The organism is Falsiroseomonas sp. CW058 (genome assembly GCF_050563535.1).
Lineage (GTDB): Bacteria > Pseudomonadota > Alphaproteobacteria > Acetobacterales > Acetobacteraceae > Falsiroseomonas.
The window spans coordinates 137,571-158,802 of record NZ_JBNXUO010000007.1; the positions used below are offsets into that span (position 1 = coordinate 137,571).

At 73.4% G+C, this 21,232-nt stretch carries 16 protein-coding genes and 2 pseudogenes; 12 read left to right on the forward strand and 6 right to left on the reverse strand.

Annotated features, from left to right (window positions below):
- Genes ACK8OX_RS08465 through ACK8OX_RS08475 form a run of 3 tightly spaced genes read right to left on the reverse strand, consistent with a single transcriptional unit; the run spans position 1 to position 3,697 of the window.
- Positions 1-954 (reverse strand): Bug family tripartite tricarboxylate transporter substrate binding protein, encoded by a 954-nt coding sequence (locus tag ACK8OX_RS08465; RefSeq protein WP_430663546.1) that lies wholly within the window; start codon positions 952-954, stop codon positions 1-3.
- A 26-nt stretch (positions 955-980) separates the two neighbouring features.
- Positions 981-2,120, reverse strand: coding sequence for an FAS1-like dehydratase domain-containing protein (locus ACK8OX_RS08470; protein WP_430663548.1), 1,140 nt, complete (start codon positions 2,118-2,120; stop codon positions 981-983).
- Positions 2,117-3,697: an acyl-CoA synthetase gene (locus ACK8OX_RS08475; RefSeq protein WP_430663549.1), complete on the reverse strand. Its 1,581-nt coding sequence runs from the start codon at positions 3,695-3,697 to the stop codon at positions 2,117-2,119. The genes ACK8OX_RS08470 and ACK8OX_RS08475 overlap by 4 nt, the downstream gene beginning before the upstream one ends.
- Positions 3,698-3,789: 92 nt before the next feature.
- On the opposite strand from ACK8OX_RS08475, the gene ACK8OX_RS08480 reads away from it, so the two are divergent.
- The 9 genes from ACK8OX_RS08480 (at position 3,790) to ACK8OX_RS08520 (ending at position 13,974) form a co-directional block, all read left to right on the forward strand.
- Positions 3,790-4,602, forward strand: a complete 813-nt coding sequence (locus ACK8OX_RS08480; RefSeq protein WP_430663550.1) for an IclR family transcriptional regulator — start codon at positions 3,790-3,792, stop codon at positions 4,600-4,602.
- 2 nt (positions 4,603-4,604) lie between these two features.
- Positions 4,605-5,795 (forward strand): MFS transporter, encoded by a 1,191-nt coding sequence (locus ACK8OX_RS08485; protein ID WP_430663551.1) that lies wholly within the window; start codon positions 4,605-4,607, stop codon positions 5,793-5,795.
- A 76-nt stretch (positions 5,796-5,871) separates the two neighbouring features.
- Positions 5,872-7,071 (forward strand): M20 aminoacylase family protein, encoded by a 1,200-nt coding sequence (locus tag ACK8OX_RS08490; protein WP_430663581.1) that lies wholly within the window; start codon positions 5,872-5,874, stop codon positions 7,069-7,071.
- A gap of 115 nt (positions 7,072-7,186) precedes the next feature.
- On the forward strand, positions 7,187-8,983 hold the full coding sequence (locus tag ACK8OX_RS08495) for a peptide ABC transporter substrate-binding protein (RefSeq protein WP_430663552.1): 1,797 nt from the start codon (positions 7,187-7,189) through the stop codon (positions 8,981-8,983).
- Between the two features lie 19 nt (positions 8,984-9,002).
- A complete protein-coding gene (locus ACK8OX_RS08500; protein ID WP_430663553.1) occupies positions 9,003-9,962 on the forward strand; it encodes an ABC transporter permease in 960 nt (319 codons plus the stop codon).
- Positions 9,928-10,860 (forward strand): ABC transporter permease, encoded by a 933-nt coding sequence (locus ACK8OX_RS08505; protein ID WP_430663555.1) that lies wholly within the window; start codon positions 9,928-9,930, stop codon positions 10,858-10,860. Before ACK8OX_RS08500 ends, ACK8OX_RS08505 begins: the two co-directional genes overlap by 35 nt.
- A gap of 59 nt (positions 10,861-10,919) precedes the next feature.
- Positions 10,920-11,846, forward strand: coding sequence for an ABC transporter ATP-binding protein (locus ACK8OX_RS08510; protein WP_430663583.1), 927 nt, complete (start codon positions 10,920-10,922; stop codon positions 11,844-11,846).
- Positions 11,843-12,817: an ABC transporter ATP-binding protein gene (locus ACK8OX_RS08515; RefSeq protein ID WP_430663556.1), complete on the forward strand. Its 975-nt coding sequence runs from the start codon at positions 11,843-11,845 to the stop codon at positions 12,815-12,817. Before ACK8OX_RS08510 ends, ACK8OX_RS08515 begins: the two co-directional genes overlap by 4 nt.
- A gap of 284 nt (positions 12,818-13,101) precedes the next feature.
- Positions 13,102-13,974, forward strand: coding sequence for a Bug family tripartite tricarboxylate transporter substrate binding protein (locus ACK8OX_RS08520; RefSeq protein ID WP_430663557.1), 873 nt, complete (start codon positions 13,102-13,104; stop codon positions 13,972-13,974).
- A gap of 10 nt (positions 13,975-13,984) precedes the next feature.
- Here ACK8OX_RS08520 and selA read toward each other — a convergent pair whose 3' ends face one another.
- From selA to ACK8OX_RS08535, 3 genes and pseudogenes are all read right to left on the reverse strand, one after another.
- Entirely contained in the window at positions 13,985-15,361 is a 1,377-nt protein-coding gene (gene selA / locus ACK8OX_RS08525; protein WP_430663558.1) for an L-seryl-tRNA(Sec) selenium transferase, read from the reverse strand.
- Between the two features lie 74 nt (positions 15,362-15,435).
- A pseudogene (locus ACK8OX_RS08530) lies at positions 15,436-16,854 on the reverse strand (UGSC family (seleno)protein); the annotation flags it as partial.
- Positions 16,855-16,866: 12 nt separating this feature from the next.
- On the reverse strand, positions 16,867-17,193 hold the full coding sequence (locus tag ACK8OX_RS08535) for a UGSC family (seleno)protein (protein WP_430663559.1): 327 nt from the start codon (positions 17,191-17,193) through the stop codon (positions 16,867-16,869).
- A gap of 133 nt (positions 17,194-17,326) precedes the next feature.
- Here ACK8OX_RS08535 and selB point away from each other — a divergent pair, with 133 nt between their 5' ends.
- The 3 genes and pseudogenes from selB to selD all read left to right on the forward strand — a co-directional run.
- On the forward strand, positions 17,327-19,270 hold the full coding sequence (gene selB, locus ACK8OX_RS08540) for a selenocysteine-specific translation elongation factor (RefSeq protein WP_430663560.1): 1,944 nt from the start codon (positions 17,327-17,329) through the stop codon (positions 19,268-19,270).
- Entirely contained in the window at positions 19,260-20,201 is a 942-nt protein-coding gene (locus tag ACK8OX_RS08545) for an NAD(P)/FAD-dependent oxidoreductase (RefSeq protein ID WP_430663561.1), read from the forward strand. Before selB ends, ACK8OX_RS08545 begins: the two co-directional genes overlap by 11 nt.
- Positions 20,198-21,220, forward strand: a pseudogene (gene selD / locus ACK8OX_RS08550) (selenide, water dikinase SelD); the annotation flags it as partial. The gene ACK8OX_RS08545 and the pseudogene selD, both read left to right, overlap by 4 nt.
- Positions 21,221-21,232 lie beyond the last annotated feature (12 nt).

Here is a 21,232-nt window from a genome sequence, read left to right on the forward strand (position 1 = left end):
CTACTGCGCCGTGATGCCGAGGCTGCGGATCACCGGCTCCCACTTCGCCCGGTCGGTCCGCATCAGCGCGGCCAGGTCCTCGGGCGTGCCGCCGATCGGCTCGGCGCCGCCATTGATCACCGCCGCGCGCAGCGCCGGGTCGGCGAGCGCGGCGTTGGACGCGGCGTTGAGCGCCTGCACGATCTCCCGCGGCGTGCCGCGGGGGGCGTAGAAGGCGTTCCAGGCATCCACCTCGACATCCACGCCCTGCTCGCGGAAGGTGGGCAGCCCTGGCAGCGATTCCGACCGCCGGCCGAGCGAGACGCCGAGCGCGCGCACCTGGTTGCCGCGGATGGCGCCGAGGGTGGAGGCGAGCGTGTCCACCACCGCCTGCACGTCGCCCCGCAGCGCGCCGGTCAGCGCCTGGCCGCTGCCATTGTAGGGCACCGGCGTCAGCTCAACCCCGGCCGCGCGGCGCAGCATCTCCAGCGCGGCACGGGCCGTTGTGCTGGGCACGCCGACCGAGACCTGCCCGGGGCGGGCGCGCGCGGTGGCGAGGAACTGCGGCAGGGTCTGCGGTTCCGCCTGCGGCCCGGTGAAGACGACCATGCCGAGCCGCAGGATGCCCGCGATCGGTTCGAAGTCGCGCACGGGATCGAAGCCGAGCGAGGCGAACATGAACTCGTTCGCCGCATGGGTGGCGTTGGTGCCCCAGAGCAGCGTGTGGCCGTCCGGCTCCGACCGCGCGACGAAGGCGGTGCCCACGTTGCCGCCGGCGCCGGCGCGGTTCTCCACCACGAAGGGCTGGCTGAAGTGGCGCGCGTAGAAATCGGCGAAGCGGCGGCCGAAGATGTCGGTGCCCTGGCCGGCGGGATAGGGCACGACGATCCGCACCGGCCGCGCCGGCCAGGATTGCCCGAGGGCCGGCGACGCCAGCGCCGCGACTGGCAGGGCGAGCAGGCTTCTCCGCCGCATGTTGCGTTTCCTCCGTGTCTTGTCGTTCAGCCGCGCGAGGGTAGCGCGACCGTTCCGGTCCCGACCACCGACAACTCGCCATCCTGGTTCCGCGCCTCCTGCGCGATGTCCACCAGGTGGCGCCCGCCCTCCACGCGCTTGGCGGTCACCCGGCCGTCGATGAACAGCAGGTCGCCTTCCGGATTGTGGCGGCGCAGCTTGCTCGTCGCGCGCACCAGGAAGCCGCTGTCGCCCATCCAGTCGGTCAGGTGGTGGGTCAGCCAGGAACAGCGTTCCGGGCCGTAGTCATAGGCGCCGGGGGCGCCGACCATCAGCGCCATCTCCGGCTCCCAGTGGACGCGCTCGGGGCAGTCGGGGATGTTGAAGCGGTTGCGGATGCCAAGCCCCGGATGCGCCTTCACCTGCTTCCAGGCGAGGCGGTTGGCGCGGATGTAGAGCCCGCCCCAGCCCTGGGCATAGGCGATGAAGCCGGTGACGGTCATCGGCCCCTTGGGCATGGTGGGCAGCGTGTCGCCGACCTCGACATCCTCGAAGTGGCGCGGGGTCGCGCCGCGCGGCTTCTCCTGCGCGTAGAGGCTCCAGATCCGCTCCAGCTCGTCGTCGGTGTAGCGGCGCGGAGGCTTCCGCTTCAGGTCGCGGTACTTCGTGCCTTCCTCCCGCGCCGCGTCGCGATCCGTGCGGAAGCACCAGCTGTCGGCCTCGGCCACCAGGTCGCCGCCCTCGCCGAAGAAGCGGACATGGTAGACCTGCTGGATGGAGCGGCCGGCGAAGCTCGTCCGGTGCTCGACCAGGTCCTTCAGCCAGGCCTCGGTGGTGATCGTCTCGTTGCGGCGGACCCAGCGGTGCCAGGTCCAGTCCGCGCCGGCCCACATGGCATGCACGCCCGGGATGCCGCCGACATAGCCGGAGACGATGCGGCTGGTGGAGAACAGGAAGGAGGGCAGGGCGACGAGGCCGCCCAGGTCGGACTTCGCGGCATAGGCCGGGTCGCACCACAGCGGGTTGTCGTCGCCGATGCCGTGGGCGTAGTGGCGGATGTTGTCGCGCGTCGCCTCGTGGCACCAGGGTTCCTGCGTGTTCTCGATCCGCACGCCGATGCGCGCGCGCAGCTCGTCCAGCGCCTGTTCGGTGATCCGGGGGAAGAGCCGCGTCGTCGTCTCGCTCATGCGGGGTGTCCTTCGGGTGTGGCGGGGCGGGCGCGCGCTGCCTCGGCCTGGCGCAGCGCCTTGCGGTTGACCTTGCCCGCGGGCGTCTTCGGCAGCTCGGCCACGAAGGCGACCTGGCGGGGGTATTCGTGCTGGCTGAGGCGGTTGCGGGTGAAGTCCTGCAATTCCCGCGCGAAGTCCTCGCCGGCGGGGCGGCGGCTGACGACGAAGGCCTTCACTACCTGTCCGCGCGTGGCGTCCGGCACGCCGATGGCCGCGGCCTCCGTCACGTCGGGGTGCTGGAGCAGCACGTCCTCGATCTCCACCGCGCTCATCGTCCAGCCGGCGGAGATGATGACGTCGTCGGCGCGGCCGGCATGGTGGAAATAACCGTCCTCGTCGATGCGGCCGAGATCCTTGGTCGGCACCCAGGCGCCGCGGCGCAGCACCTTGATCTCCCCGGTCTCGCCCGGCGCACACGGCGTGCCGTCGGGGCGCTGCACCTCCACCCGCAGCCCGGGCACGGGCTTGCCGAGGGCGCCGGGCTTCACCGCGAAGTCGGCCGCGCCGGGGTAGTTCACCAGCACCACGCCGACCTCCGTGGTGCCGTACATCGAGCAGGCCGGCACGCCGAAGGTCGCGTCGATGAAGCGCAGCGTCTCCGCGTCGATCGGCTCGCCGGTGAAGGACAGCTTGCGGATGGCGAAGCGGAAGCGCGACGCCTCGCCGGAGGTCCGCATCATCCGGTAATGGGTCGCGGCGGCGGAGAGGTTGGTGATGCCGTAGTCCTGCAGCGCCCGCATCAGCCGCACCGGGTCGAAGCGCCCGGCATAGGTGCCGGTGGTGACGCCGAGCGCGAGCGGCGCCAGCGTGCCATGCGCCAGCCCGTGCCCCCAGGCCGGGGAGGAGGGGCAGAAGAACTCGTCGCCCGGCCGGATGCCGGTGCCGTACAGCGCGGCGAGCATCAGCACCACGACCGACCGGTGCGTGTGCTTCACCGCCGCCGGCAATTCGCGCGTGGTGCCGGAGGTGTACTGGAACAGCGCCATGTCGTCGGCGCGTGTCGCGGGGCGCCATTCGGCGGGCAGGGCGGAGAGTTCCTCCAGCCAGCGCGCATCGGCCACCACCACCTCCACCCCCGGGATGCCGGCGGCGGCCGCGGCCTTGTCGGCGCCGGTCAGCAGCACGCGCGGCGTGCAATCGGCCGCGCGCAGCCGCACGCCCTCCGGCCCGAACAGGGTGAACAGCGGCACCGCGACGGCGCCGCGCTTCATCGCGCCGAACATCGCGGCGTAGAAGGGCAGGGAGGGGTCGAGCATCACCGCCACGCGGTCCCCGGGCATCACGCCGCGGCGTTCCAGCCAATGCGCCACGCGGCCGGACCAGTCGGACAGGGCGCGGAAGGTCAGCGCCTCGTCGCGGCCATCGGCATGGGCCACGCGCACGGCCAGGCGCGCGGGGTCCGCCGCGTGCCGGTCGATGCACTCATGCGCGATGTTCAGCGCGGCGCGGTCGCCGTCGAAGAACTCCCACAGCTTCCCGGGCGCGAAATTCGCCTGGGCGAAGGCGTAGCCCGTGCTGTCGGTCAGCCTCGGCATCCGGCGTCGTCGCTCCCTGCGTGCTGCGGCGGGAAGTGGAGCCGTTCGGCCATGCTGTTGTCAATGCGCATATCCTATTGTATCGAGACAACATGCCGCCCGCGCCGCGACCCCGCGCCGATGCCCTTCCGCCCGCCCCGCGGGGGGGCGGCGCGGTGATCCGCGGGGTGCCGGCGGTCACGCGCGCCGCCGCCATCCTCCGCCTGCTCGCCCGCAGCACGGAGCCGCTCGGCGTGCAGCCCATCGCCCGCGCGCTCGGCCTCGTGCCCAGCACCTGCCTGCACATCCTCCGTGCCCTCGCGGCGGAGGATCTCGTCTCCTTCGACCCGGTGACGAAGCGCTACGGCCTGGCGGGCGGCGTGCTGGCGCTGGCGCGGGCGATGCTGCGCCACGACGCCTTCGGCAACCTGGCCCAGCCCGTGCTGGACCGGCTGGCCACGCGCCACGGCGCGACCGCGATCGGGGTGGAGGTGGCGGGGCTGGAGCGCATCGTGGTGGTGGCCATCTCGCGCCCCGGCCAGGCGCTGCGGCTGCAGGTCGACATCGGCAGCCGCTACCCGGCGCTGATCAGCGCGACCGGCCGCTGCATCGCGGCCTTCGGCGGCCATCCCTGGCCGGTGCTGGAACGCCGCTTCGCGGCACTCCGCTGGGAGGACCCGCCGAGCCTCGCGGAATGGCGGGCCGACATCGCGGCCACGGCGCAGGCGGGCTACGCGGTGGACGAGGGGCGCTACATCGCCGGCGTCACCGTGGTCGCCGCCCCGGTAATGCCGCATGGCCGCGTTTCCCATGCCGTGGTCATGGTGGGGGTCAGCGAACAGCTGCGCCGCATCGGGCTTGCCGCGCTCGGCGAGGAGCTTCGCGCGGAGGCGGCGGCGCTGACGCGGCGGCTGGAAGGCGGATGAGCATGCCGGGACGGTTCGGCGGCCTCGGCGCCGCGCTGCTCGCCACCACGCTGGCGCAGGCGCTGGCGACGATGGCGGTCTATGCCCTGCCGGTGATGGCGCCCGTCGCGGCGCGCGACCTCGGCCTCGGCGCGCAGCTGATCGGCGCGCAGGTGGCGCTGGTCTACGGCGCGGCGGCGGCCGCGTCCTTCGTCTGCGGCGGGCTGCTGCCGCGGGTGGGTCCGGCGCGGCTCACGCAGCTCGCGCTCGGGCTCGGCGGGGCCGGCAGCGCGGCCATCGGCCTGGGCGGGCTGGCGGGGGTGGCGGCCGGTTCGCTGCTCCTCGGCATCGGCTACGGGCTGACGACGCCGGCGGCGACGCAGGTGCTGAACCGTCGCGCGCCCGCGGCGCGGCGCAACCTCGTTTTCTCGGTCAAGCAGATGGGCGTGCCGCTGGGCGGGGTGATGGCGGGGCTGCTGCTGCCCGCCGCGTCCCTGCTGGCCGGCTGGCGCGGCACGGCGCTCGGCGTCGGCCTGGTGCTGCTGCTCGCGGCCGCGGCGCTGACCCCCTTCCACCAGGCCTGGCGCGACGATCGCGACCCGGCGCCCGCCCCGGCTGCGGCGCCGGGCGGGGGTGGCGTGCCGCGCGCGGGCCGCGGTCTCGGCGCGCTCGCCGCGATGGGGGCGCTGTTCTCCACCGTGCAGCTGTCGCTCGGCGCCTATGGCGTGACGATGCTGGTGGCCGAGTTCGGCTGGACGCCGGTGGCGGCGGGTGCGGCCACCGCGGCAGTGCAGGCCAGCGGGGCCGCGGCACGGCTGGCCTGGGCGCTGCTGGCGGACAGGCTGCGCGCCGGGCTTCCCACCCTTGCGCTGCTGGGCTGCGGCATCGGGCTGGCGGCGCTGGCTATGCCGCTGGCCGCGCAGTGGCCGGCGGGGGCCGTGCTGGCGCTGCTCTGCGCCTTCGGCGCCTGCGCCAATGGCTGGGCCGGGATCGCCATGGCGGAGGTGGCGCGCCTGGCCCCGCCGGGACGCGCGGGGGCGGCGAGCGGCGCGGTGATGGGCGCGACCTATGGCGGCATCGTCGTCGGCCCGCCGGCCTTCGGCGCGGCGGTGCTGCTGCTCGGCTCCTACGCCGCGGCCTTCGCGGCGGTGGCGGTGCTGCCGCTGGCGGGGGCGGCGGTCGTCTGGCGGGCGCATCGCGCGCGCGGCGCCTGACCTGCGTGCGCCCCCCTCGCGCGGCGGCTGGGGAGTTGGCATGCTGCCGGGGAACAGGGGGCGGGAGAGGCGGGCGATGGTCCATCCGGTGGTCGAGGGCGTGCGGGCCTGGCAGGAGGATCTCGCCGCGATCCGCCGCGATATCCACGCCCATCCCGAACTCGGCATGGAGGAGGTCCGGACCTCCGCCCTCGTCGCGCGGGAATTGCGGGCGCTCGGCATCGAGGTGACGGAAGGGGTCGGCCGCTTCGGCGTGGTCGGCACCATCCGCGGCAGCCGCCCGGGGCAGCGCGTGGTCGGGCTGCGGGCCGACATGGACGCGCTGCAGATCCCGGAGGCGACGGGAAAGCCGTGGGCGTCCACCCATCCCGGCCTGATGCATGCCTGCGGCCATGACGGACACACCACCATGCTGCTCGGCGCCGCGCGGTGGCTGGCGGCGCACCGGGACTTCGCCGGCACCGTCCACCTGATCTTCCAGCCCGCCGAGGAGGGGCGCGGCGGCGCCAAGGCGATGCTGGAGGACGGGCTGTTCGACCGCTTCCCCTGCGACGTGGTCTATGGCCTGCACAACAAGCCCACCATGCCCGCCGGCAGCTTCGCCATCCGCACCGGCCCGGCGCTTGCCGCCGCCGACCGCTTCCGCGTGACCTTCCGCGGCACCGGCGGGCATGGCGGGTCCACCCCGCACCTCGCCACCGACGTGACGGTGGTGCAGGCGCATTTCGTCCTCGCGCTCCAGACCATCATCGGCCGCAATGTCCCGGCGGTGGAAGCCGCGGTGCTGAGCGTGGGCTCCATCGAGGGAGGATCGCCCAAGGCGTCGAACGTGATGCCGGCGGAGCTCACCGTCACCGGCACATCGCGCAGCTACACGCCGGCGGTGCGTGACCTGCTGGAGCGGCGGATCGGGGAGCTCGCCCGCGGCCTTGCCGCGGCGCATGGCTGCGCGGCGGAGGTCGAGTACACCCGCGGCGTGCCCGCCCTGGTGAACCACGCGGAGCAGGCGAAGGTCGCCTTCGCCGCCGCGGCCGCGCTGGTGGGAGAGACGGCGGTGGACCCCGCCCACGCCCCCGTGACGGGGGCCGAGGATTTCGCCCTGATGCTGCAGGCGCGGCCGGGTGCCTTCATGTTCATCGGCGGCGGCGCGGGGCCGGACGGCACCTCGGCCAACCTCCACACGCCGCATTTCGACTTCAACGACGACATCATCCCGCTCGGCGTCGCTTATTGGGTGAGCGTGGTGGAACAGGAAATGGGCAGCCTGCGCGGCTGACGGGACGGGTCGCGGAAAAGCGTGCAGGGCTGCCGCGTCATCATGTAGCGTTCGGGAAGCAACAGGGGGCGGGCCACGCGCGAAAGGCCCGCCGGGCGGAGATGGGAGAACGGGCATGACGGCAGACGACCTGCGCCAGATGATCGGGCGCGTGCAGCGCGGCTCACTCTCGCGCCGCGGCTTCGTGCGGCGGCTCGCGGCCTTCGGGCTCACCGCGCCGATGGCGACGCAGCTGCTCGCGCTGTCGGGCATCCCGGCCGCCTCGGCGCAGAGCGTGCCGCAGTACAGGCCGACGCGGCGCGGCGGCGGCGGGCCGCTGAAGATCCTGTACTGGCAGGCCTCGACGCTGCTGAACCCCCATTTCGCCGTCGGCACCACAAACCAGGACGCCAGCCGCATCTTCTACGAACCCCTGGCCGGCTGGGCGCAGGACGGCACGCTGCATCCCATCCTGGCGGCCGAGATCCCGTCCACCGACAATGGCGGACTGTCGGCCGACGGGCGCTCCGTCACCTGGAAGCTGAAGCGCGGCGTGAAGTGGCATGACGGCCAGGACTTCAGCGCCGACGACGTGGTGTTCAACTGGGAATACAACCGCAACCCTGCCACCGCCACGGTCAGCTCCGGCAGCTACCGCGACATCAACGTCACCAAGGTGGACGACTTCACCGTCCGGGTGGAGTTCGAGCGGCCGACCCCCTTCTGGGCGGATGCCTTCGTCGCCACGCGCGGGATGCTCATCCCGAAGCACCTGTTCAAGGACTATGCCGGCGCCAATTCGCGCGATGCGCCGGCCAACCTGCGTCCGGTCGGCACCAGCCCGTACCGCCTGGCCAGCTTCGCCCCCGGCGACACGGTGCGGGCCGAGCTGTTCCAGAACTACCACATGGCCAATCGCGGGCATTTCGACACGGTGGAGGTGAAGGGCGGGGGCGACGCCGTCTCCGCCGCGCGGGCGGTGCTGCAGACCGGCGACTTCGACTATGCCTGGAACCTCCAGGTCGAGGACGAGATCCTGAAGCGCCTCGAAGCCGCGGGGCGCGGGCGCGTGGACATCGTGGAAGGCGGCGACATCGAGTTCGTGATGCTGAGCGTCACCGACCCGAACCGCGAGGTGAACGGGGAGCGCGCGCATGTCAGCACGCAGCACCCCGCCTTCCGCGATCCCGCGGTTCGCCAGGCGATGGCGATGCTGCTGGACCGCAACGCGATCGAGCAGTTCATCTACGGCCGCGGCGGGCCGGCGGCGGCCAACTTCCTGAACAACCCGCCGCGCTACCGTTCGGACAACATGCGGTGGGAGTTCAGCATCCAGAAGGCGAACGAGGTGCTGGACCAGGCCGGATGGGCGCGCGGGCGCGACGGCATCCGAGCCAAGGACGGCGTGCGGCTGCGCTTCGTCTTCCAGACCTCGGTCAACACGCCGCGCCAGCGCACCCAGGCGGTCTACAAGCAGGCGGCGCAGCGCGCGGGCATCGACCTCGAGCTGAAGTCGGTCGTCGCCTCTGTCTTCTTCTCGTCGGATGTCGCAAACCCGGACACCTACACGAAGTTCTGGACCGACATGCAGATGTACACGACGACGATGCCCCAGGCGGACCCGCAGCTGTTCATGAACCAGTTCGTGTCGTGGGAGATGTCGACGAAGGAGAATTCCTGGCAGGGCCGCAACATCCTCCGCTGGCGCAGCGAGGAATACGACCGCATCTACCGCGAGGCGGAAGGCGAGCTGGACCCGGTGAAGCGGGCGGCGCTGTTCATCCGCATGAACGACCTCGTCGTGGGCAGCAACCACATCATCCCGGTGGTCCGCCGCCCGCGCGTGCGCGCCAGCCTGAACAACCTGCGCCCCGTGCTGAGCGCCTGGGACAACGACTTCTGGCTGCTGGGCGACTGGTACCGGGAAGCCTGATGCCGGCCGTCCGCGACGCGTGACCCAGTACCTCCTCCGGCGCCTGCTCATCGCGATCCCGAGCCTGCTCGGGATCAGCGTCGTGCTGTTCACGGTGCTCGCGCTCGCTCCCGGCGATCCGTTCGAGGAGCTGGCGACCAACCCGGCCATCCCGCCCGAGGTGCGCGCCGCGCTGCGCGCCAGCCTCGGGCTCGATGACCCCGTCCATCTCCGCTACTTCCACTGGCTCGGCGCCATGCTGCGCGGGGACTGGGGGTATTCCTTCGTCAGCCGCATCCCGGTGGACGACCTGATCCTGCAGCGCCTGCCGACGACGCTGGTGGTGATCGGCGCGTCGCAGGTGCTGGCGCTGGCGGTCGCGCTGCCGGTCGGGGTCTATGCCGCGACGCGGCCCTATTCGGTCTTCGACCAGGTGGCCAACACGCTCGCCTTCGTCGGCTTCTCGTTGCCCACCTTCTTCACCGGGCTGCTGATGATCCTGCTGTTCTCCATCACGCTGGACTGGCTGCCCTTCGTCTACCGCACGCAGATCGACGCGACGGGGTGGCGGTGGTGGTGGGAACACCTGCGGCAATCCATCATGCCGGTGCTGGTGCTGGGCCTGTTCCAGGGCGCGGCCTGGACGCGCTTCGTGCGGTCCGCCGTGCTGGACGTGGTGCGGCTGGACCATGTGACGACGGCGCGCGCGAAGGGGCTGCCGGAAGGCCGCGTCACGCGCCGCCACGTCGTGCGCAACGCGCTGATCCCGGTGGTGACGCTGGTGGCGCTGCAGATGCCCACCGTCTTCGGCGGCGCCATCGTGACGGAGCAGATCTTCCGCGTCCCTGGCATCGGGTCGCTGCTGATCAGCGCCATCCTGGCGAACGACACGCCGGTGATCATGGCCGTGACCTTCGTCTTCGCCTGCCTCGTCATCTTCTTCAACCTGGTTGCGGACATCCTGTATGGCTGGCTCGACCCCCGCATCAGCTATCGCTAGCCAGCCCGCCGCCGCGCGCCCGCGCATCGGGCCCTGGCGCGAGGCCTGGCGACGCTTCCGCAAGCACCGCCTCGCCGTCGTCAGCGCGGCGGTGCTGCTGCTGCTGGTGCTGGCCGTGCTGGTCGGGCCGCTGCTGTGGCGCCTGCCGATCGACGAGATCGACTTCACCGCGCGGCTGCAGGGGCCGTCCTGGGACCATCCGCTGGGCACCGACGACCTCGGGCAGGACCTGCTGGCGCGCATCCTCTATGGCGGGCGCATCTCGCTTGCGGTGGGGTTCGCGGCCATGGCGGTGGCGGTGCTGGTCGGCGTGCTGGTCGGCGCGGTGGCGGGCATGGCGGGGCCGCGCCTCGACGCCGCGCTGATGTGGGTGACGGACCTGTTCCTGTCGCTGCCGCAGCTGCCGCTGCTGCTGCTGATCATCTACCTGTTCCGCGACACGCTGACCGGGCTCGTCGGGCCGGAGGTCGGCGTCTTCATCCTGATCGTCATCGTCATCGGCGGCTTCCGCTGGATGCCCGTGGCCCGCCTGGTGCGGGCGCAGTTCTTCTCGCTGCGCGAGAAGGAATTCGTGGAGGCCGCCCGCGCGCTCGGCGCCAACCGCACGCGGCTGGTGGTGCGCCACATCCTGCCCAACGCGCTCGGCCCGGTGATCGTGGCGGCGACCATCGACGTGGCGGCGGCGATCATCGCGGAAAGCACGCTGTCCTTCCTCGGGCTCGGCTTCCCGCCCGACATCCCGACCTGGGGGCGGCTGCTGTTCGACGCGAAGGACAACCTGGATTTCGCGCCGCACTGGGCGCTGTTCCCGGGCCTCGCCATCTTCCTGACCGTGCTGGCCATCAACTTCGTGGGCGACGGGCTGCGCGACGCGCTGGACCCGAGGCGCGTGCAGTGACCGCGCCCCGCCTGCTCGACATCCAGGGCCTCAAGGTCCATTTCCGCACCGATGACGGCATGGTCCGCGCCGTGGATGGCGTGGACATCGCGGTGGACCGGGGGGAGACCGTCTCCGTCGTCGGCGAATCCGGCTGCGGCAAGACCGTGACCGCCATGACGGTCCTGAAGCTCATCGCCATGCCGCCCGGCCGCATCGTCGATGGCCGCATCCTCTGGCAGGGGCGGGACCTGGTGCCGCTCGATGCAGACGGGATGCGGGCCATCCGCTCGAAGGAGATCGGCTTCGTCTTCCAGGAGCCGATGACCTCGCTCAATCCCGTCTACACGGTGGGCGAGCAGATCGCCGAGACGGTGCGCCAGCACGAGGGCCTGTCGCGCCGCGCCGCGCTCGACCGCGCGGCGGAGATGCTGCGCCTGGTGAACATCCCGAACCCGAAGGGCCGCGTCCACGACTACCCGCACCAGTTCTCGGGCGGCATGCGCCAGCGCGTGATGATCGCGATGGCGCTGTCCTGCAACCCGAAGCTGCTGATCGCGGACGAGCCGACGACCGCGCTCGACGTCACCATCCAGGCGCAGATCCTCGACCTGCTGAACGAGATGAAGGAAAGGCTCGGCATGGCCGTCCTCCTCATCACCCATGCGATGGGGGTGGTGGCGGAGACGGCGCAGCGCGTGGTCGTGATGTATGCCGGCAAGGTGGTGGAGGAGGCGCCGGTCGGCGCGCTGTTCGCGCGGCCGCGCCACCCCTACACGCAGGGCCTCATCCGCTCCATCCCGCGCCTCGACCTCGCGGCGACGGAACACCGGCGGCTGGAGGCCATCCCCGGCACGGTGCCGAGCCTGCTGCACCCTCCGCAGGGCTGCCGCTTCGCCGCGCGCTGCCGCTTCGCCATCGAGGCCTGCACCGCCGCGCAGCCGCCGCTGCGCGAACTCGCGCCCGGCCACAAGGCCGCCTGCATCCGTGCGGAAGAAATCGCATGACCGAACCGCTGCTGCGCGTGGAGAAGCTGGTCAAGCGCTTCGCCGTGAAGGGGGGCGTGCTGCGCCGCACGGTGGGGGAGGTGCACGCCGTCAGCGGCGTCAGCTTCGACCTCGCGCCAGGGGAGACGCTGGGCCTGGTCGGCGAATCCGGCTGCGGCAAGTCCACCACCGGCCGCCTGATCCTGCGCCTGATCGAGCCGACCTCCGGCCAGGTCTGGTTCGAGGGGCGGGAGATCACCGCCCTCGACAACCAGCGGATGGTCGCCCTGCGGCGCGACATGCAGATCATCTTCCAGGACCCCTACGCCTCGCTCAACCCGCGAATGACCGTCGGCGCCATCATCGCCGAGGCGCTGGTGATCCACGCCCTCGCGAAGACCGCGCGGGAGCGGGAGGAGAGGGTGGTGAACCTGCTGGAGACGGTCGGCCTGAACGCCGACCACACCCGCCGCTTCCCGCACGAATTCAGCGGCGGCCAGCGCCAGCGCATCGGCATCGCGCGCGCGCTGGCCGTCTCGCCGAAGCTCATCATCTGCGACGAGCCCGTCAGCGCGCTCGACGTCTCGATCCAGGCGCAGGTGGTGAACCTGCTCGAGGACCTGCAGGAGAAGTTCGGGCTCACCTACCTGTTCATCGCGCATGACCTCAGCGTGGTGGAGCACATCAGCGACCGGGTGGCGGTGATGTATCTCGGCCGCATCGTGGAGATCGCCTCGGCGCGGGATCTCTACGCCACCCCGCTGCACCCCTACACCGAGGCGCTCCTGTCCGCCGTGCCGATCCCGGACCCGACGGTGAAGCGTCAGCGCATCCGTCTGCAGGGCGACGTGCCGAACCCGCTCAACCCGCCCTCCGGCTGCCATTTCCACACGCGCTGCCCGATCGCCGATGCCGGCGCCTGCCGCAGCGTGACGCCGGAACTGCGGGAGGCACGGCCAGGCCACTGGGTCGCCTGCCACCACCGGGGCTGACCGCCGCGGCGCGAGGCCCGTGATTCGGCGGCGCGGGCCGGGGGAGGGCATGGTCCCGCCTGCGGGCCGGGCAGGGCAAACATCCCCCGTGGAACCCTCCCCGCCGAACATCTTCGCCCGCGCCCGCGCGCATTTGCCACCGCCGCGGCGGCCGTGACAGCATGCTGCAACAGCGAAGGGATGTTCCTGCCATGATCCGCCGTCGCGGTATCCTGTTTGCAACCGGCGTGCTTGCGGCGCCTGCAGTGCGCGCCCAGGGGGCGTGGCCGTCGCGCCCCATCCGCATGATCGTCCCCTACACCCCCGGCGCCGCGACCGACGCGATGGCGCGGCTGGCGGCGCAGAAGCTGGGCGAGAGGCTCGGTGTGACGGTGGTGGTGGAGAACCGGGCCGGCGCCAATGGCGCCATCGGCAGCCAGGCGGTGCTGCAGGCGCCGGCGGATGGCTACACCATCATGGGTTCGGCCTCGATCCACCCGATGGCCCGGCACGTCATGAAGAACGCGCCCTACGACCCGGTGGCGGATTTCGTGCCGCTGGCGCGCACCGCCCGCGGCCCGCTGGTGCTGGTGATGAACCCGCGCCTGCCCCAGGCCACCATCCCCGCCGTGGTCGAGGCCGCGAAGCGCGACCCCGCGCGCTGGTCCTTCGCCACCAGCAGCCTCGGCGCCGCCGGCCACCTGGCCAGCATCGAGTTCAACCGCCTGACCGGCGCCAACATCGAGATCGTCGGCTATCGCGGAAGCGCCCCGGCGCTGACCGATGTGGCGGCGGGCAACGCGCAGCTGATGTTCGACCCGGTGCTGGCGACGCTGCCGATGGTGCGCGGCGGGCAGCTGCGCGCGCTTGCCATCGCGACCGCCGCGCGCACGCCGGTCGCGCCCGACCTGCCGACGGCGGCGGAAGCCGGGCTGCCGGGCTTCGAGTTCTATTCCTGGTACGGCGTCTGGGGCCCGCGCGCCATGCCGCGCGAGATCGCGAACCGCATCAACCAGGCGCTCGTCGCCGGCCTGTCGGAACCCGAGGTGGTGACGCGCCTCACCGGGCTCGGCTTCGAGCCGGTGGCGGAGACGGTGGAGGAGGCGGAACGCTTCATCGCCGCCGATGTCGCCCGCAACGCGGAGCTGCTGCGCATCGCGAACTTCCAGCCGGAATAGCGGCGCGCCGTCAGGGCGCGAGTGCGTCGAGCAGCGGGGCGGCGGCTTCCAGGCAGCGGAAGTCCAGCCGCACCGCGCCCTCGCGCACCCTGCCGATCACCGGCACGCGCAGCGCGCGCAGCCGCGCGGCCATCGCACCGGCCGCCGAGCCGGGCAGGCCGGGCACGGGGTGCAGCGCCAGACCCGCGCTCGGCAACGTTTCCACCGGCAGCGCGCCGGAACCGATCTGGCTGCGGCAGGCCACCACCTCCACCCGCCAGTCCCGCCCCGCCCAGGCCGCAAGGGGCGCGCGGCAGGCTTCCGCCACCGCGCGGATCTCCGCCTCCCCGCGCAGCAGCAGCCGCAGCGCGGGCAGCCGGCGCGGCAGGCTGTCCGGGTCGCGGTACAGGCGCAGCGTCGCCTCCAGCGCCGCGATCCGCACCTTGTCGAGCCGCAGCGCGCGGCGCAGCGGATGCGCGGCGCAGCGCGCGACGAGATCCGCCCGCCCCAGGATGAACCCCGCCTGCGGCCCGCCCAGCAGCTTGTCGCCGGAGAAGGTGACGAGGTCCGCGCCGTCCCGCACCGCTTCCGCCACCGTCCGTTCGGCCGGCAGGCCGAGCGCGCGGAGATCGGCCAGCGTGCCCGATCCCAGGTCGTCCATCATCGGCACGCCATGCGCCCGCGCGATCGCCGCCAGGTCGCGCGGCGCGACCTCGGCGCTGAATCCCTCGATCCGGTAGTTGGAGGTGTGGACCTTCAGCAGCAGCGCCGTCCGCTCCGTGATCGCCCCGGCATAGTCGCGCGGATGCGTGCGGTTGGTGGTGCCGACCTCGACCAGGCGCGTGCCGGCGCTCGCCATGATGTCCGGCATCCGGAAGCTGCCGCCGATCTCGATCAGCTCCCCGCGGGAGACGACCGTCTCCCGCCCCGCCGCCAGCGCGGCGAGGGCCAGCAGCACGGCGGCGGCGTTGTTGTTGACGGCCAGCGCATCCTCCGCGCCGGTCAGGTCCCGCAGCAGGCCGCGCAGGTGGTCGTCGCGCTCGCCGCGGCCTCCGCGCCCGGTGTCGTATTCCAGCGTGACCGCGCCGCGCATCGCGCCCGCCGCGGCGGCCACCGCCTCCTCCGCCATCGGGGCGCGGCCGAGATTGGTGTGCAGAACCGTGCCGGTCAGGTTCAGCACGGGGCGAAGCGAGGGCACGGAAGCGCGTTCCAGCAGCGCCGCGGCGGCGGCGGCCAGGGCTTCGGCCGCGCGGACGCGCCCCGCGGCGCGGTCCGCCGCCACGGCCTCGCGCACCGCCCGTGCCGTCGCCGCGCGGCCGAACCGCGCGATCGCGGCCGTGCCGCCCGCGCTGCGCAGCACGGCGTCGACCGAAGGTGGATGGTGCGGCGGTGGCGCGGACTGGTCCATGCGGGGTGGCCCGGAAGGGTAAGGGGGGCGGTTGCCCGCCCCCGCCCCCTTCATCCCACGGCCGCGCCGCCGCGTCAGGCCTTTCCGGAGGCAGACGCCGCCAGCTTCGCCTCCCAATCGCGAGGCAGCGCGACCCGCTTGCTGACGGGTGGGCCCTGGACATGGTTGTTGACGTAGCCCTTGGACTGGTTGCGCCCCCAGTCGCCCGCGACCACGATGCCGATCCACTCCGGCTTCTGGAACACCGGGACCATCCGGTCGGGATCGCGCGATTCCCCGTAGGTCGGCGGCAGCAGCCCCTGGTCCACGGCATCGTCCACGCGGAAGCCGGTCTGCCCGCAGTAGTAGGTGTAGCGTTCGACCAGCGACGCCTTCACCTTCACGTTCTCGTGGAGGTATCGCCGCAGGTCGTCCTTGCTCCACCCGTCCTTCGCGAAGACCCGCGCAATGGAGGGGCCGAGCATGATCAGCGGGTGCCAGTTGCTGTAGACCATGCCGAGCGCGGTCCAGTAGCCGCAGGTCCGCTGCCCGATCACGTCGGCGATGAGTTCGGCGTGTTCGACCGCGTTCTCGCTGCCCGAATAGGTAGGCGGGCTGATCGCCACAACCGACTGCACGGTGACCACGTTCTCCCCCGCCGCGAAGCCGCGATCCACGCTAAAGGGCTGCCAGCCGAGTTCCGCCACCGCCTCCTCGTTCTCCGCCGCGGCGACCAGCCAGGTCTGGCCGATGCTGCCCTTGTCCGACCCTTCCGGCGCATGGTGGAAGCCGCCGATGTTGCGCAGGAACAGACGCAGGAAGCGCCCGATGGAGGTGTTGGCGATCTTGCCCACCCGCATCACGCCCTGCCCGGAATTGAGGTGGAGCTGCCGCGCGACGGGGCCGTTGACCACGATCATCGACTCCCAGCCCGGGGTCGATCCCGCATCCTCGATCCGGTAGCGCGGGTCGGCCACCGCTTCCACGGCGGCCAGCAGCACCGGCATGTATTCGGGGCGGCATCCCGCCATCACGCCGTTCACCGCGACGTTCCACACCGTCGCCTCGCGGTTGGCGATGGGGATGCAGCCGATCACGTCCTGCGGCGGGCGGTCGGTGAATTCCAGGAAGCGCGCCACGCGGTCGGGCGTCGGCGGGGTGATGGGCAGGCCGTCCGACCAGTTGCGTTCGTAGAAATGCTCGTTCACCGCGTCGAGCGAGCCGCGGAAGACGACCTCGCCCGGCGTCGGCTCGGCCGGCGGTGCGGCGAAGGCGCCGGCGCGGGTCTTCGACAGGCCTTCGATGATGCGGGGCAGCAGGTGACCTTCCACCTTCGCCACCAGCTCCTCGGTGCTGTCGGTCATCGGGACGCCGGGAAATTCGGCGATGGCCAGGTCGGGCAGGCCGAGCCCGCGCGCCACCACCGCCGCCTGCTTCAGGAAGCCCGACGAGATCACGGATACGGCCGGCACCCCGGCCCGTTCAGCCACTGCACTGGCCCGCAGCACGGCGGGCGTGCAGGCGCCTCAGGCGCCTATCGCGGATATGACCGCATCGACCTTGTGCGCCTTCAGCAGGTCCGGCACGCGCGCCACCAGCTCCCGCTGGTTCGGGCCGTGCAGGTTGCCGAAGGTGTCGTAGGTGACGAAGCGGATGCCCGGATAACGGGCGGACAGGCGCTCCCGCAGGATCGGGAAGATGTCCTCGCCCCGGAACAGGTAGTCCCAGAACTCCGCCACCGTCTTGCCCGACAGGTCGGCCACCCGGTCCTGCGTCGCGACCTCGGGGAAGACCTTGCGGCCGAGCGGCCACACCACCTCGTATCCGGGTTCCTGCGGAACGGCTGCGGCCATCGCGGACTTCCTCCCTCCCGCGTCGGCGCGCGGGTCCACCGGCATGACAGACCCCGTGCGCGTCGACGTCAAGCAGGCTTGGAAGGCGGCGCGAAACGCGCTTCGCTGCGTGCGGGAAGAAGGACGCGTCCAGGTGCAGGCGGCAACGGGCGACGAGGGCCTGATCCTCGCCACGGCGGGGCATATCGACCACGGCAAGACCACGCTTGTCGGCGCGCTGACCGGCACCGACACGGACCGCCTGCCGGAGGAGAAGGCGCGCGGCATCTCCATCGACCTCGGCTTCGCGCATATGGACCTGCCGCCGCCCCTGCGCGGCCGCATCGCCTTCGTCGACGTGCCCGGCCATGAACGCTTCCTCCGCAACATGCTGGCCGGCGTGGGCGGCGCGGGCGCCGCGCTGCTGGCGGTCGCCGCCGATGACGGCGTGATGCCGCAGACGCGCGAGCACCTGGAGATCCTCGACCTCCTCGGCATCCCCGGCGCCGCGGTCGCCATCACGAAATGCGACCGCGTGGCCGCCCCGCGCCTGGCGGAGGTGACGCGCGATGTCGCCGCGCTGGTCGCCCGCACCAGCTTGGCCGGCGCGCCCGTGGTCCCGACCGCGGCGCCTTCGGGGCAGGGCATCGCCGCGTTGCGCGATGCGCTGGTCGACGCCGCGCGCCGCCATGCCGGGGCGGCCGGCGCGCTGGCCGGCGAGCCCGTCCGCTTCGTCGTGGACCGCGCCTTCACCGTCGCCGGCAGCGGCAGCGTGGTCACCGGCACGGTGCTGCGCGGCGCGGTGGCGCCGGGCGATTCGCTGCTGCTGGCGCCACGCGGGCATCCGGTGCGGGTGCGGGGCGTGCAGGTGGCCGGCGCAGCGGTGCCGCGGGCGGGGGCGGGCCAGCGTTGCGCGCTGAACCTCGCCGGGATCGAGCGGGCGGAGCTTGGCCGCGGCGACTGGCTGCTGCCGCCGGCGCTGCATCGCCCGACCGCGCGGCTGGACGTGGAGCTGCGCGCGGCGCCCTCGGCCGGGACGGGGCTGGCGCACTGGACGCCCTGCATCCTCCATCTCGGCGCGGCGGCGGTGCCGGGGCGGCTGCGCCTCCGCCGCGGCGCCGCGATCGGGCCGGGCGCGGATGGCGTGGCGCAGCTGGTGCTCGATGCCTCCGTCGTCGCCCTCGCCGGCGAACGCTTCGTGCTGCGCGACCCGGCGGGGCGCCGCACGCTGGCCGGCGGACGCATCCTCGACCCCTTCGCGCCGTCGCGCGCCCGCCCGGGGCGCGTGGCGGAGCTCTCCGCGCTCCGCGAGCCTGATCCAGCCCTCGCCCTGAGGGCCCTGTTGGCGGCCCGGCCCGAGGGCATCGACCCCTCGCCCTTCGCCGCTGCGCGCAACCTCGACGCGCCGACGCTCGATGCCGCGCTGGCCCGCGCGGGAGCGGTGCTGCTCGGGCGGCCGCCGCGCTGCCTCGCGCGCACCGCGCTCGATGCGGTCCGGGCCCGCATCGCCGCGCGTCTCCGCGAAGGCGGCGCGGGGGTGGCGGCGGAGACGCTGCGCCGCGCCGCCGCGCCCCCCGGCCTGCCGCCCGCGGCCTTCGCGGCCCTGCTGCGGGCGATGGCGGCCGAAGGCGCGCTGGACCTGTCGGCCGGCGGCGTGGTGCGGCTGCCGGAGGCGGCGCGGCAGGCGACGCTCGCCCGCCGGGACGGGCGGCACGCCCTGCTGGAGGAGCTGGAGAGGATCGGGCGGGACGGCGTGGCTGCGGCGGATGCGGGGCGGCTGCTTCACGCCCCGCCCGCCTTCCTGCTCGCCCTGCTCGACGGCCTTCGCCGGGACGGCCTGGCGCATCAGGTCGCCGGCCGCTGGTACGCGGCCGCCGCGATGGACGGCCTGGCGGAGGTCGCGGCGCGGCTGGCCGCCGCCCGCCCCGGCGGCTTCACCGCGGCCGAGTTCCGCGACGCCGCCGGGATCGGCCGCAACCGCACCATCGAGGTCCTGGAACACCTGGACGCGGTCGGCGTCACGCGGCGGGAAGGCGCGGTGCGCCGCCTGTCGCCCCGCGCCGCGCATCACCCTGCGGGAGCCGGCCATGCCGAATGACGCCTTCGACCATGACGTGCTGGTGATGGGCGCCGGCATCGCGGGGCTTGCCGCCGCCACCGCCTGCGCCGCGGCCGGGCTGCGTACTGCGGTCGCCGGCACCGGCCTGTTCGGCGGGCTGGTGCTGAACGTCAACGACCTGGTCGAGCCGCCGCGGCCCGACCAGGCCTCGGGCGCCGACTATGCGGCGACGCTGTTCGGCGAGGCGATGGAGGCCGGGGCCGAGCCGATCGACGGCCCCGTCGCCACGCTGTGGCGCGATGGCGCGGGCTTCGCGGCGCGGCCGGAGGAGGAGCCCGGCCGGGTGCTGCGCGCGCGCGCCGTCATCTGCGCCACCGGCGCCTCGCCCCGGCCGCTGCCGGTGCCGGGCGCCGGGGCCTTCGCGCATCGCGGCATCGCCCATTGCGCCGATTGCGACGGCCCGCTGCATCGCGGCCGCCCGGTGGTGGTGGTGGGCGGCGGCGATGCGGCGCTGCAGGGCGCGCTGACCCTGGCCGCCTGGGCGTCCGAGGTGCATGTCCTGCTCCGCGGCGCCGCACCCCGCGCGCGGGCGGAGTTCGTGGCGCGCGCAGCGGCGGAACCCCGCATCCGGCTGCACCGCAATGCCGAGATCCTCCGCCTGCTGGGCGAGGACGGGCTGGAGGCGGTGGAGGTGCGGGAAGGGGCGGGAGCCCCGCTGCGGATCGCCGCCCGCGCGGTCTTCCCCTGGATCGGGCTGATGCCCAACACCGCCGCGCTGCCGGCGGAGGTGACGCGGGACGCGGATGGCGCGGTGGTGGTGGATGCGGCGCTGCGGACCTCGCTGCCCGGCCTTTTCGCCGCGGGCGCGGTTCGCGCGGGGCATGGCGGCCGGTTGCGGCATGCGCTCCACGATGGTGAAGGCGCCGCACGCGGCGTCATCGCGATGCTGACGACCGGAGCCGCCGCATGACCCATGCCCCCGCCGACGCCCCACGCCTGACGCAGATGGCCCATGGCGGCGGCTGCGGCTGCAAGCTGGCCCCTGCCGTGCTGCAACGCCTGCTCGCCGGCCAGCCGGCGATGGCGGCCTTCCCGCAACTGCTGGTCGGCACCGAGACGGGGGACGACGCGGCGGTCTGGCGGACGCCGGAGGGCGGCTGCATCGTCGCCACCACGGACTTCTTCATGCCTGTGGTGGACGACCCGCGCGACTTCGGCCGGATCGCCGCGACCAACGCCATCAGCGACGTCTACGCAATGGGCGCGCGGCCGATCTTCGCGCTCGCCATCCTCGGCCTGCCGCTCGGCGCGCTGCCGGTCGAGGTGGCGGGCCGCATCCTGGCGGGCGGGGCGGAAGCCTGCGCGGCGGCCGGCATCCCCGTGGCCGGCGGCCATTCGATCGACACGGCGGAGCCGATCTACGGCCTCGCCGTCATCGGCACCTGCCGGCCCGGGCAGGTGCGGCGCAACGCGGGGGCGCTGGATGGGGATGCGCTGATCCTCACCAAGCCGCTCGGCGTCGGCGTGCATGCGAACGCCCATCGCCGCGGCGAACTGGACGCCGCGGGCTATGCCGACCTCATCGCCACCACCACCACGCTGAACCGCATCGGCGCCGAGCTCGGCGACATGGCGGAGGTGCATGCGGTGACGGACGTCACCGGCTTCGGGCTGCTGGGGCATGGGCTGGAGATGGCGCGCGGCAGCGGCCTCGCGCTCCGGATCGACCCCGCGTCGGTGCCGCTGCTGCCGCAGGCGATGGCGCTGGCCGAGGCCGGCTTCGTCACCGGCGGGTCGCTGCGCAACTGGGACAGCTACGGGAGTGAGGTGGCGCTGCCGGACGCCTTGCCGGAGGCGATGCGCCACCTGCTGACGGACCCGCAGACCTCGGGTGGCCTTCTCATCGCCTGCGCGCCGGAGGGCGCCGGCGCGCTGCTCGGCCGCATCCGCGCGGCGGGCCATGCGGCCGCGGCGATCATCGGGCGGGTGGAAGGGGGGCCG

Coding starts and splice junctions, on each gene's coding strand:
- ACK8OX_RS08465 (WP_430663546.1), bottom strand. CDS start 954: ATGCGGCGGAGAAGCCTGCTCGCCCTGCCAGTCGCGGCGCTGGCGTCG.
- ACK8OX_RS08470 (WP_430663548.1), bottom strand. CDS start 2,120: ATGAGCGAGACGACGACGCGGCTCTTCCCCCGGATCACCGAACAGGCG.
- ACK8OX_RS08475 (WP_430663549.1), bottom strand. CDS start 3,697: ATGCCGAGGCTGACCGACAGCACGGGCTACGCCTTCGCCCAGGCGAAT.
- ACK8OX_RS08480 (WP_430663550.1), top strand. CDS start 3,790: ATGCCGCCCGCGCCGCGACCCCGCGCCGATGCCCTTCCGCCCGCCCCG.
- ACK8OX_RS08485 (WP_430663551.1), top strand. CDS start 4,605: ATGCCGGGACGGTTCGGCGGCCTCGGCGCCGCGCTGCTCGCCACCACG.
- ACK8OX_RS08490 (WP_430663581.1), top strand. CDS start 5,872: ATGGTCCATCCGGTGGTCGAGGGCGTGCGGGCCTGGCAGGAGGATCTC.
- ACK8OX_RS08495 (WP_430663552.1), top strand. CDS start 7,187: ATGACGGCAGACGACCTGCGCCAGATGATCGGGCGCGTGCAGCGCGGC.
- ACK8OX_RS08505 (WP_430663555.1), top strand. CDS start 9,928: ATGGCTGGCTCGACCCCCGCATCAGCTATCGCTAGCCAGCCCGCCGCC.
- ACK8OX_RS08510 (WP_430663583.1), top strand. CDS start 10,920: ATGGTCCGCGCCGTGGATGGCGTGGACATCGCGGTGGACCGGGGGGAG.
- ACK8OX_RS08515 (WP_430663556.1), top strand. CDS start 11,843: ATGACCGAACCGCTGCTGCGCGTGGAGAAGCTGGTCAAGCGCTTCGCC.
- ACK8OX_RS08520 (WP_430663557.1), top strand. CDS start 13,102: ATGATCGTCCCCTACACCCCCGGCGCCGCGACCGACGCGATGGCGCGG.
- selA (WP_430663558.1), bottom strand. CDS start 15,361: ATGGACCAGTCCGCGCCACCGCCGCACCATCCACCTTCGGTCGACGCC.
- ACK8OX_RS08535 (WP_430663559.1), bottom strand. CDS start 17,193: ATGGCCGCAGCCGTTCCGCAGGAACCCGGATACGAGGTGGTGTGGCCG.
- ACK8OX_RS08545 (WP_430663561.1), top strand. CDS start 19,260: ATGCCGAATGACGCCTTCGACCATGACGTGCTGGTGATGGGCGCCGGC.